The organism is Sphingomonas sp. NFR15, assembly GCF_900103265.1.
GTDB lineage: Bacteria > Pseudomonadota > Alphaproteobacteria > Sphingomonadales > Sphingomonadaceae > Sphingomonas > Sphingomonas pollutisoli.
Genome location: NZ_FMWX01000009.1, coordinates 76314 through 88284, shown reverse-complemented (window position 1 = coordinate 88284; position 11971 = coordinate 76314). Strand labels below are relative to the sequence as shown.

Sequence of the window (11971 nt, the reverse complement as noted above, 5' to 3'; positions counted from 1 at the left end):
CTGCCCCTTGCGCGTCAGCCGATCCGCATCGACACTTCGACATCGTCGGCGAAAGGTACCGATAGGTAGCCGCGACCAGCGTCTCGCACCCGCGTGAGATATTCCGGGCACATATCGGCATTGTCGGCGATCAGCAGCGCACCCGGACGCAGGCGGCTTTCAAGCAGATCGAGGATATCGCCGTACAGCGCCTTTGCGCCGTCGAGCAGCACGAGATCGATCGTCTCCGGCAAGTCATGCGCGAGCGTGTGGAGCGCGTCGCCGGCGCGCAGATCGATCAGATCGAGGACGCCGCCCGCACCGAGGTTCTCGGTCGCGCGCGCGATCTTGGCGGGTTCAAACTCGGTGGTGATGAGCCGGCCTCCCCCATTGTCGCGCAGCGCCGCCGCAAGATGGAGCGTCGAGATCCCGAACGAGGTGCCGAACTCGACGATGGCTTTGGCGCCGAGCGCACGCGCGAGCATGTAGAGCAGCCTGCCCGTCTCGCGCGACACCGCGAGCGGCGAGTCCTTCATGCGGCTGTATAGTTCGAGATAATCGGCTTTGCTGCGAAGCATCGCGCCGCGTTCGGCTACGGACAGATTGGCAAGCGCCGGCGGCAACATGCCCTCGCTGCGCTCGGCACTGGCGAACAGCGTGGCGAGCAGGGGCGCGACGGGCGCCTTGGTCAATGTGGTCATCGAAGTCTCCGGAGGATCGCCCGCGATCTTGCGGGTCACCGGAAAATACGAGTAATCCATCGCATTCTCTATTCGCATTCCCGGAGGGCGCGTTGGCCGAGCACGAGAAGCCGAGGATTTCCGTGAGAAAAGCGCCGCGCCAGGCGCGGTCGGCGCAGTTGGTGGCGACCATTCTCGAAGCCGCCGCTCGCGTTCTGGCGGAGGATGGCGCGCACCGCTTCACCACCGCCCGAGTCGCCGAGCGCGCGGGGGTCAGCATCGGCTCGCTCTATCAATATTTCCCCAACAAGGCGGCGATCCTGTTCCGATTGCAGAGCGACGAATGGGTCGAGACCAGCGCGATGATGCTGGGCATCCTCGAAGATCGCGCGGTTCCGCCACACGACCGCCTGCGGCGGCTCGTCCATGCCTTCGTGCGATCCGAGTGCGAGGAGGCCGAGATGCGGATCGCGTTGGACGATGCCGCACCCTATTACCGCGAGGCGCCCGAGGCGGCCGTACCGAGGGTCCGTGGCCACGCGGTGATGCGTGCGTTCATGGCCGAGGCGCTGCCTGGCTGCGACGAGCAGCGGCGCGAGATCGCGGGCAATCTGGTGATGATGACGCTTTCCGATGTCGGCAAGCGCCTGTCCGAAGATGCGACGCTGGCCGATCAGATCGAAACCTATTCGAACGCCGTGGCCGACATGTTCGAGACCTATCTGGAGCGGCTTAACCGAAGCGGCTAATGCCTATTTGCGCCCGAACAGCTTCTCGATGTCGCCGTGGGCGAGCTTTATCCAGGTCGGGCGTCCGTGGTTGCACTGGCCCGAGTGCGGCGTCACCTCCATCTCGCGGAGCAACGCATTCATTTCGGCGACCGATAACGTCCGGCCGGCCCGTACCGAGCCGTGGCACGCCATCGTTGCGGCGACGTGATCGAGCCGTTCCTTGAGCGAGAGCGCCTCATCGAACGCGGCAAGCTCATCGGCGATATCGGTGACGAGGCCGACGACATCACCCTGACCGAGCAAGGCCGGCACGCCGCGCACCAGCATGGCGCGCGGGCCGAACCGATCGAGATCGAGCCCGAATTCAGCCAGTTCGGCGGCGCGCGCCTCGAGCCGGTCGCAGGCCGGTTCATCGAGTTCGACCACCTCCGCCAGCAGCAGCGCTTGCGATGCGACACCGCCGCCGGACATCGCCTTGCGCATCCGCTCCAGCACCAGCCGCTCATGCGCGGCATGCTGATCGACCAGCACGAGCCCGTCCTCGGCTTCGGCGACGATATAGGTCCGCGCGACTTGCCCGCGCGCGACGCCCAAGGGATAGCGCTCGGTCTCCGGCGGGGGCTGGTAGGCGGGTTCGGCGCGCGCCTGCGGCGGCGGTGCGGCGAAGGTCGGGCGGCGATCGAATACGGCATGATGTACAACGGATGGCGTGTCGTACCGGCCGGCATCGACGTTTCCGGTCGGTTGCGGAGAAAAGGCCTGCGGCGACGAGTCCCATAAACGAGGAGAAGCGGAAGCCTGCGCGGTCGGCTCGGATTTCCACAATTCCAGCGCGGCGGCATCGGGGCGTTGCACGCTGCGGTGGCCGGCCTCGTCCAGCGCGCGACGCAAGCCGCTGACGATCAGCCCGCGAACCAGCGCCGGGTCGCGAAAACGTACCTCCGTCTTGGCGGGGTGGACGTTCACATCGACAAGATCGCCCGGCACCTGGAGGAACAGCGCCACCACCGCATGGCGGTCGCGCGCGAGCAGTTCGGCATAGGCGCCGCGCACCGCGCCGGTCAGGAGGCGGTCCTTCACCGGGCGCCCGTTGACGAACAGATATTGATGATCGGCGATGCCACGGTTGAAGGTCGGCAGCCCGGCGATGCCGCCGAGCACCACCCCCTCGCGCTCCAGATCGACGCCGATGCCGTTCTCGATCAGCCCGCGATCGGTCAGCGCCGCGACCCGGTCGGGCAAGGTCTCTCCGGCGGCGACGGTCAGCGCACGGCGACCGTCATGTTCGAGGCTGAAAGCGATGTCGGGCCGCGCCATCGCGAGGCGTTTCACCACGTCGAGGCTGGCGGCATATTCGGATCGGGCCGATCGCAGGAACTTGCGCCGCGCCGGCACCCGCTCGAACAGCGCCTCGACGCGGACACGCGTGCCGGGGGGAATCGCCGCCGGTCCCTCACCCGTCACGATCCCGTTATCGACGATTCGCGACCAGCCTTCCGCGCCGCGCATCCGGCTTTCGAGCGAAAGCCGCGCGACGCTCGCGATTGAGGGCAACGCCTCGCCGCGAAAACCCAACGTCGCAACCGCTTCGATCGCCTCGTCCGGCAGCTTGGAGGTCGCGTGTCGCTCCAGCGCGAGCGCCATGTCGGCGGGCGTCATGCCGCAACCGTCGTCGGTAACTTCGATGAGGTCGGTCCCGCCTGCGACGAGCCGAATGGAAATCCGCGACGCATCGGCGTCTATAGCGTTTTCAATCAGTTCCTTGAGGGCGCTGGCGGGGCGTTCGACGACCTCCCCGGCAGCGATTCGATTGACCAGATGTTCGGGCAGGCGCCGTATTGACATGAGTCATGCTCTAGCCCAAGCGCAGCCATCCCGCGACCCGCATTCATCTCACGCGATCAGGGCGATTGCTCTGGCGTACCGGCCATGAAGACGACGCGGGGGAGTGCGAATTGCCGCGACCTTCCCCGAGGGGCGGCCCAGGACGGAACGATCAATGGCCTTCTTATCGCGTTTCTTCAAATTCATGTCGCATGACATGGCGATCGATCTCGGGACCGCGAACACCGTCGTCTATCTGCGCGGGCGCGGAATCGTGCTCAACGAACCATCGGTGGTCGCGGTCGAGACGCTCAATGGCGTCAAACGCGTGAAGGCGGTCGGCGACGACGCCAAACTGATGATGGGCAAGACGCCCGACAGCATCCAGGCGATTCGTCCGCTCCGCGATGGCGTGATCGCCGACATCGATGTCGCCGAGCAGATGATCAAGCATTTCATTCACAAGGTTCATGGCGGGCAGCGGCGCTTCATGCGCTGGCCGCAGATCGTGATCTGCGTGCCTTCGGGTTCGACCTCGGTCGAGCGCCGCGCGATCCGCGACGCGGCATCGAACGCAGGCGCGTCGCAGGTGTGGCTGATCGAAGAGCCGATGGCCGCCGCGATCGGCGCCGACATGCCGGTGACCGAACCGATCGGCTCGATGGTCGTCGATATCGGCGGCGGCACCACCGAAGTCGCGGTGCTCTCGCTTCGCGGCCTCGCCTACACGACGTCGGTGCGGGTAGGCGGCGACAAGATGGATGAGGCGATCGTCTCCTACGTCCGCCGCAACCACAATCTGCTGATCGGCGATGCCACTGCCGAGCGGATCAAGCAGGAAGTCGGCGTCGCCAAGCCGCCGGCGGACGGCATCGGCCTGACGATCCACATCAAGGGCCGCGATCTCGTCAACGGCGTGCCCAAGGAAATCCAGATCAACCAGGGCCAGATCGCCGAGGCGCTCAGCGAACCGGTCGGCACCATCGTCGAGGGCGTCCGTATCGCGCTCGAAAACACCGCGCCCGAACTGGCGGCGGACATCGTCGATCAGGGTATCGTCCTCACCGGCGGCGGCGCGCTGCTCAAGGGCATCGACGAGGTGCTGCGCGACGAGACCGGGCTGCCCGTCACGGTCGCCGACGATCCGCTGATCTGCGTCGCGCTCGGCACCGGCCGCGCGCTTGAAGATCCGGTCTTCCGCGGGGTGTTGCACAGCGCATGATGATGTGCGGGTAGCGGTCTCGCCGAGCGCGATATCGCTACCCAACATCATCGGCCAAGTGTACGGGGCGTCGAGCTTCAAATTGCCCGGGGCGGGCTTCGAACGAGGGATTGATGGCGCCGTCGAATAACCGGCGTCCGGGGTTTTCGCGCCGGGCGCAATATGGCGTTTTCGCGACCTATGTGTTCGCCGTGGCGGGTGCGCTGGTCGGCGCGATCCTGCTCGCTTTGTCCTATTTCGATCCCAACACCTTCGGCGCGGCGCGCACCGCGATCGCCGAAGTGAGCGCGCCGGTGTCTTCGGCGCTGGCGTTCGTCGGCCGCTCGGTCGGGTCGGTGCCGGCGGGGCTCGGCAGCTATGTCGCGGTCCACGATCAGAATGCCGCGTTGCGCAAGCAGATCGCCGACGAGCGCGCGATCACGATGCGCGCGCGGGCGATCAACTATGAAAATCGCCGTTTGAAGGCGCTGCTCGCGCTGCGCGAGCGGGTCGGCGTACCGGTCACGACCGCGCGGCTGGTGAGTTCGTCGGCGGCGAGCACGCGGCGCTTCGCCACGCTCAACGCGGGCGCGTGGCAGGGCGTCGAGCATGGCCAGCCCGTGCTCGGCCCTGAGGGGCTGATCGGCCAGGTGCTCGAATCCGGCCCGAATACCGCGCGCGTGCTGTTGCTCACCGATCCCGAAAGTTCCGTGCCGGTCCGGCGCACCCGCGACGGTCTGCCCGCGCTGGCGCAGGGGCGCGGCGACGGGCTGGTCGACATCCGCTCGGTCAGCAACGCGGCGGCCACCTTCTCGCCGGGCGAGGTGTTCGTCACCTCGGGCGCCGGCGGTGTCTACCCGCCCAATATCCCAGTGGCCCGCGTGCTGCGCCACGGCCGTGACATCGTGCTCGCGGAGGCGGCGGTACGGCCGAGCACGCTCGATTTCGCGCTGGTGCAGCGTGCCTATCTGCCAGCGCCCGCGCCCGCGCCGACCCCAACGCCGACGCCGGCCGCGAAGGTGAAGAAGCCGTGAGAACGCCGCGCCGGCGCGGGCCTTTCGACGAGGCCCCGGATTCGCGCGTCGGCCGGCTGCTGCCCGCGCTGTCCGTGATGCTGGGATCTTGCGTCACGCTCTGGCCGACGATCGCGTCCTTCCCGTTTCTGCCGCCGGTCGGGCTGCTGATGCTGCTCGCGTGGCGACTGATCCGGCGTGATGCCATCCCCGTCTGGGGGCCGCTCGCGCTCGGTCTGTTCGATGATCTGCTGAGCGGCCAGCCGTTCGGGCTCGGCATCACCACTTGGGCGTTGTGTTTCTTCATGATCGACCTGATCGACGAGCGCCTCGTTTTCCGCGACTTCTGGCAGAACTGGCTGATCGCGGCGGGCGGCACCGCCTTTTACCTGATCTGCGGCCGCCTGGTCGCGGTCCCCTTCGGCACCCATGTCGATACCGTACTGTTGCTTCAGGTGCTTACCTCCGTGTTGTTGTTCCCCGTCATTTCGCTGCTTTGCGCCTGGCTCGATCGGGATTACGAACCGGCATGAGCCGTCCCCCGCGTATCGTCACCGAAGCTACGCAAACCTACAGCTTTTCGCGCCGCGCGCTGATGCTGGGCGCGGCGCAGGGTGGCGTCGCGCTGCTGCTGGCCGGTCGCATGACCTGGCTGGCGATCGCTGAAAACGCGCATTACAGTCTGCTGTCCGAAAGCAACCGGGTGAACATGACCCTGGTGCCGCCGCGCCGGGGCTGGATCGTCGATCGCCACGGCGCACCCATCGCCAACAATCGCACCGATTTCCGCGTCGATTTGATCCCCGATCTGCTCGAGGACAAGGAGAAGATCCTTGGCGAGTTGCAGCGCCTCCTGAGCCTTCCTCCCGAGGAGATGGCGCGTATCGCCGCCGATCTGAAGCACGCCGCCGGCTTCCAGCCGGTCCAGGTGGCGGACAATCTCGATTGGGATCGGTTCGCCGCAGTCAGCGTCCATCTGCCCGAACTGCCGGGCGTCGCGCCAACCCGGGGGTTCGCGCGCAGCTACCCCGCCGGGGCGGCGGTAGCACACCTTACCGGCTATGTCGGGGCGGCCTCGGCCGAGCAATATATCAAGACCAAAGACCCGTTGCTGCTCGTACCCGGTTTCAAGCTTGGCAAGGATGGCCTTGAAAAGATGCTGGAAAACCAGTTGCGCGGTCGCCCGGGCGCCAAGCGTGTCGAAGTGACCGCGCGCGGCAAGCTCGTGCGCGAACTCGCGACCCGCCCCGATACGCCGGGCCAGACCACCCGGTTGACGATCGACGCCGGGCTGCAGGAATATACCGCGCGGCGGTTGGGCACCAACTCTGGCTCCGCCGTGGTGATCGACTGCCTCACCGGCGAGATGCTCGCGATGGTGTCGATGCCCGCCTATGATCCGAACAGCTTCTCCGACGGGATCAGCCATCTCGAATGGAAGATGCTGTCGGACAATGACCATGTTCCGTTGATGAACAAGGTCTTGCAGGGGCTTTATCCGCCCGGCTCGACGGTCAAGCCGATGAACGGCCTTGCGCTGCTTGCCGCCGGCGTCGATCCGGGGATGCGGGTCAATTGCTCGGGCGCGCTGCGCGTCGGCAACGGCGTGTTCCACTGCCACAAGAAGCGCGGCCACGGGCCACTCGATCTCAAAAACGCGATCATGCAGAGTTGCGACATCTATTTCTACGAGATGGCGCGGCGTGTCGGCTATGACGCGATCGCCCCGGTCGCCCGCGCGATGGGGCTGGGCCAGAAGTTCGACCTGCCCTTCGCCAGTCAGCGTTATGGCACGGTACCAGATCCGGCGTGGAAGCTACGCAAATACAAGGAACAATGGACCGTCGCCGATTCGCTGAACGCGTCGATCGGCCAGGGCTATGTGCTCGCCAACCCGCTCCAGCTCGCGGTGATGGCGTCACGCCTCGCATCGGGCAAGGATCTCCATCCCAGCATCCTCGCCGGGCGCGCCCCGGCTCCGAATGACCTGCCGATCTCGGCCGAGCATTTCGCGGTCGTGCGGGACGCGATGTTCGGCGTGGTCAATGGCGGGGGTACCGGCGGCGCGGCGCGCATGCAGATTCCCGGTGTGGCGCTCGCGGGCAAGACCGGCACCGCGCAGGTCCGCCGTATCTCGATGGCGGAGCGGAGCTCGGGCGTGCTCAAGAACGCCTCGCTGCCGTTCAAGCTACGCGACCATGCGTTGTTCATCGGCTTCGCGCCTGCGGATAAACCGCGTTACGCCACCGCCATCGTGCTGGAGCATGGCGGACATACCGTGCGCAACCTCGATACCCCCGGCATCGGCCGCGATATCATGACCTATTTGTTCGACCGCGACAAAGCGATGGCGACGCTCGCCGAACTCGAACCGACCTGGGGCGGAGACATCCAGACGCGCATGGCCGCCGAGGCGACCGCGTATCGTGCCGCCGCCAACGCGCCGCCCCCCGCGGTCGCGGTCCAGACCGAACTCAACGCGACGGCACCCACCGAAGCGCCCGCGGTCAACGCGGCGACCGCCGCCGACGTCTCGACCGCCGAATCGGTCGCGCACACCAATGCCGCTGGCAACAGCATCGCCGCCGACGGCACGACGGAGCGCGATCAATGAGCGCACGGGACTATATCCCCAAGCCGATCTCGCAATTGCCCTGGCTCATCATCCTGCTGACGCTCGCGATTGGCTGTTTCGATCTGCTCGTGCTCTATTCGGCGGCGGGCGGCAGCGTGTCCCCTTGGGCGAAATCGCAGGGCATCCGCTTCTTCGTGTTCCTGCTCGGCGCGATCGGACTTTCGCGCGTACCCGCGTCCGCCTTCGGCAAGGCCGCCCTGCCGGCTTATGGCGTGCTGGTCGTGCTTCTGGTGCTCGTCGAGCTGATCGGCGCGGTGCGCGGCGGCGGCCAGCGCTGGCTCGACCTGGGTATCATCCGCTTGCAGCCTTCGGAATTGATGAAGCTGGCGATCGTACTCGCGGTCGCCAAATTCTACGACGGATTGCCAGCGAGCGAGACGCGTCGGTTCAGCGCGATCTGGCCCGCCGCAGCGCTGATCCTGCTCCCGGCCGCGCTCGTGATGAAGCAGCCCGATCTCGGCACGGCGCTGATGATCATGGCGAGCGGCATCACGGTGATGTTCCTCGCCGGCGTGCCGCTGAGGCTGTTCATCGGCGGCGCGCTGGCGGTGGGCGTCGCCGTACCGTTCGCCGTCAATTTCGTGTTGCACGGCTATCAGCGCAACCGCATCCTCGTGTTCCTTGATCCCGAAAGCGATCCGCTCGGCATCGGGTATCACATCAGCCAATCCAAGATCGCGATCGGATCGGGCGGCATCTTCGGCAAGGGCTTCCTCAACGGTACGCAGAGCCATCTGGATTATCTGCCCGAAGGCCATACCGATTTCGCGCTCGCCACAATGATGGAGGAATGGGGGCTGGTCGGCGGCGTGTTGCTGATCCTCGCGTTCTTCGCGATCATCTATTGGGGCATGAACGTCGCCCAGCACGCCGAAAGCCGCTTCGCCCGGCTGACCGCAGCGGGGCTGGCGACGACCTTGTTCTTCTATGTGTCGATCAACATGGCGATGGTGATGGGTCTCGCGCCCGTCGTCGGCGTGCCGCTGCCGCTGATCAGCTTCGGCGGCTCCGCGCAGATGACGGTGATGCTGTGTCTCGGCGTGTTGATGTCGATCGACCGACAAAATCGAAAAACCGTTCGATGGTAGCGAAAAAGGGGTTGCATCCCGCCGCGCGGATGGTAACAGCGCACCTCCCGACGCGGTGGCGCTGCCAAGCACCTCTCGCTACAGGAATGGACGCATAGCTCAGTTGGTAGAGCAGCTGACTCTTAATCAGCGGGTCCTTGGTTCGAGCCCAAGTGCGTCCACCATTCCTTCTCAATGACTTAAGTATATCCTCTTTGAGGAAACCGGAAGTTTTCCAGAAGGATTCGTTTCTCGGACTACATTTAGGACTACGAAGCTATCGTGCTCGGGCGAGTGCTTCCTGGACTCTGTAAACCTACTATTCCGCTCTGGGCCGCAACTACTCATGTATGTTGCCCAGCGAATGTTGTTCTCTTCGCGCTTAAAATCCGCAACGCGATCTGCGCTGAAGATCAGCAATGGTTCTCGCGTTAGCGCCTGGAGGTGTTCGACTTCGGCGCGATAGGTTTAATTCGGCCTGAGAACCGACGCAGCACCCACTCCGCGATCGCCGGCCCCATTAGCTCGATCCGTCGAACGAGCTCTCTCGCTGTCTATGCGCCGTCGCCGGCGGGCGATTCGAGACTGCTAGGATATGAAGGTGGTTGTGGCACGCGGCCAATGATTGGATTGGGCCGCTCCATGTCTTGGCTCGCTGCACGGGCGACTGCGAGCATGCAGCCCTTCTTCGCTCCTGCCGCGATCTCGTTGTACGCTGCGAGAAAGCTGTCGCGCGAACCGAACGGGAGCGCGAACTCTGCGTCTTCGATCTGGCAGAAGGCGATCTCTCGTTTGTTCTGTTGATCTATACCGCCCTCCGCATCGTCGAAGGCGTGCGCAATGGCTTGAAAATTCGCTCACCGCGCAAGCGTCGCGCAATCGCTTCAACAACCGCTTAGACCCGTCCTGCGGCATGGGTGCCATATCAGGACGATGGCATCTCCGAAGCCGAGCGAAGATAACGGCCGTTCTCCGGCCAGTGAGGATCGGTTCAAATGAGCATCAACGAAGCCAAGCGCAGATGGTATGGCCCATAATAATTATCTCCAAGCCCTCAATACCTTCCGAGGTTTCAGACCTCGATCTGCATCGATCGACACTCTCTCACCGTTCGCATACTGCTAAACGATTGCGGCCGAGTTAGCGCACGAGGTACCCTGATGCGATCACGATATCTTGTAGCCCTCCTGCTCGCGATCTCAACCACCGCACAGGCAGCGCCGCCTCCGGTCGTCGTGCCGAGCTATGACAGCTATCAGTCGTGGTTCGTCGCTTGCGATAATGTTCTGCGTTGTGTCGCCAAGGGCGTCTCCGAAGCTTATGCCGGTGCAGAGATTGATATCGAACGGGACGGGGGTCCGCGGGGCAAGCTTTCACTCGCGATCAGCGCAGACCAGCCGTTCGCGATTGGCGACATTGCCATTGACGGGAAGGCTGCCGCACTCTCCGGGTCCGACTGGTCGGTCGAATCTGCGGACGGGGTGACCACGGCTGCGAGCAACGCCCTGCCCGCGATCCGGCGATTGGTCGCCAAGCTACGCAACGGTTCGAAGTTGACACTCGGCGGAAAATCCGAAGTGTCGCTCGACGGGCTCGCCGCCGCGGTTCTGCGCTTTGACGAGCGACAGCACAGGATCGGCGGGGTAACTGCGATCGCCAAGCCCGGCCCCTTGCCGGCGTCGCGCGTGCCGGCTTCGCCCCCGCTACCGCGGGTACCATATCGGAGGATTACAGCGACGCTGAAAGCCGGAGAGAGCGCGCGTCTGATCGCGGCCACCCGAACCGACCAAAAGGCGGTGTTCAAACAGGAGGATTGCCAGACCGATCTGACGAATATGGAACCAGAAGCCCACGCGCTAAGTGAAAATCAAGCACTCGTTTTCATCCCATGTATTATGGGAGCCTATCAGAGTTCCTCCCTTGCGTTCATCGTTCCGCGCGCGGGGGGCCCCGCGAAACGCCTTGTCCTGCCGCGGCCCTATCGCGGAAACGATCCGCAACGATCCGGTACGACTTACTTCACGAACGTGGACTTCGATCCTAAGAGGGGCATGCTGAGCACCTCTGCCAAGGGCCGTGCCTTGGCGGACTGCGGGATGACCGCAAGCTGGATCTGGAACGGCGGCGCCTTCGTGATCGCCAGCATGCAATTGCAACAGACCTGCGGTGGTGTCGAAGCTGGAGACTGGCCGACTATATTTCGCTCGGCACAAGAATGACCGTTCGACCGTCACAACCGGAGCCGGGCCTCAGTTGCTTCTGCTTCCGCTAAGTGGGCCGGCATTCACGTCAACACTCGCCCCGGCATGAACCTTCATCAGGACGGGATCGGGGAAAGGCAGTATCGTTTGCGATTCGCTCGGCTCTGCGATCCATTCTGTCCCGCTCCAATGAAAGTCCGCCTGCGTCTCGGACGTCCCTGCCTGAGAAACGCCATCCAGCGTGCAGGCGGTCTGCCCAGGGAACTTGGCTTTCAGCGCCGGCTTGCACGTTCCCAACACCACCTGCAGCCCGGGTATCCCCAGCAAGTCGCGGATCGCCTTCGTCGCTTGCCCATTTGTCAGTGGTGTCGCCGGCTGTTGCCCGTGGCACGCAGGCGCCGCGCCGAGTAGAATCGCCGCTACGCCAAATCTGAAACAGCGCATAATGCGATCACTCCCGGTCGATGAACTGCCGATTTAACGGAAAGTTGCGATCAGAGCGAGAGCGACCGTCACCTGGTAGGCGCCTCTTCGACGATCCGGTGCCGATCGTTTTTGCGGCGTCTACGACGGCTGACGAGAGACGAGTACGAGGTGCTGGCCCACGATCACGCTCAAAGACGACGTTGCGCGCGCCCGC

At 64.8% G+C, this 11971-nt stretch carries 9 protein-coding genes and 1 tRNA gene; 8 read left to right on the top strand and 2 right to left on the bottom strand.

All coding sequences use genetic code 11. The features are described from left to right. Positions 1-14: 14 nt before the first annotated feature. Positions 15-680: an O-methyltransferase gene (locus tag BLS81_RS17925; protein ID WP_093226028.1), complete on the bottom strand. Its 666-nt coding sequence runs from the start codon at positions 678-680 to the stop codon at positions 15-17. Between the two features lie 122 nt (positions 681-802). Between BLS81_RS17925 and BLS81_RS17920 the strand changes: the two genes are divergently transcribed. After that, positions 803-1408 (top strand): TetR/AcrR family transcriptional regulator, encoded by a 606-nt coding sequence (locus BLS81_RS17920; RefSeq protein ID WP_256326322.1) that lies wholly within the window; start codon positions 803-805, stop codon positions 1406-1408. A gap of 3 nt (positions 1409-1411) precedes the next feature. On the opposite strand, the gene mutL is transcribed toward BLS81_RS17920, so the two are convergent. Beyond that, a complete protein-coding gene (gene mutL / locus BLS81_RS17915; protein WP_093225929.1) occupies positions 1412-3235 on the bottom strand; it encodes a DNA mismatch repair endonuclease MutL in 1824 nt (607 codons plus the stop codon). Between the two features lie 154 nt (positions 3236-3389). On the opposite strand from mutL, the gene BLS81_RS17910 reads away from it, so the two are divergent. From BLS81_RS17910 to BLS81_RS17880, 7 genes are all read left to right on the top strand, one after another. Next, the gene (locus BLS81_RS17910; RefSeq protein ID WP_093225928.1) at positions 3390-4436 is read left to right on the top strand and encodes a rod shape-determining protein; all 1047 of its coding nucleotides are present in this window, start codon (positions 3390-3392) and stop codon (positions 4434-4436) included. 113 nt (positions 4437-4549) lie between these two features. Then, positions 4550-5449: a rod shape-determining protein MreC gene (gene mreC / locus BLS81_RS17905; protein WP_093225926.1), complete on the top strand. Its 900-nt coding sequence runs from the start codon at positions 4550-4552 to the stop codon at positions 5447-5449. After that, positions 5446-5961 (top strand): rod shape-determining protein MreD, encoded by a 516-nt coding sequence (locus tag BLS81_RS17900; protein WP_093225924.1) that lies wholly within the window; start codon positions 5446-5448, stop codon positions 5959-5961. Before mreC ends, BLS81_RS17900 begins: the two co-directional genes overlap by 4 nt. Further along, positions 5958-8042 (top strand): penicillin-binding protein 2, encoded by a 2085-nt coding sequence (gene mrdA, locus BLS81_RS17895; protein ID WP_093225923.1) that lies wholly within the window; start codon positions 5958-5960, stop codon positions 8040-8042. Before BLS81_RS17900 ends, mrdA begins: the two co-directional genes overlap by 4 nt. Further along, the gene (rodA, locus tag BLS81_RS17890) at positions 8039-9151 is read left to right on the top strand and encodes a rod shape-determining protein RodA (protein ID WP_093225921.1); all 1113 of its coding nucleotides are present in this window, start codon (positions 8039-8041) and stop codon (positions 9149-9151) included. The genes mrdA and rodA overlap by 4 nt, the downstream gene beginning before the upstream one ends. Before the next feature lie 88 nt (positions 9152-9239). Then, positions 9240-9315, top strand: a tRNA-Lys gene (locus BLS81_RS17885). A 1050-nt stretch (positions 9316-10365) separates the two neighbouring features. After that, positions 10366-11349 (top strand): DUF1176 domain-containing protein, encoded by a 984-nt coding sequence (locus tag BLS81_RS17880; RefSeq protein WP_176787245.1) that lies wholly within the window; start codon positions 10366-10368, stop codon positions 11347-11349. The last annotated feature ends 622 nt before the right edge of the window (positions 11350-11971 follow it).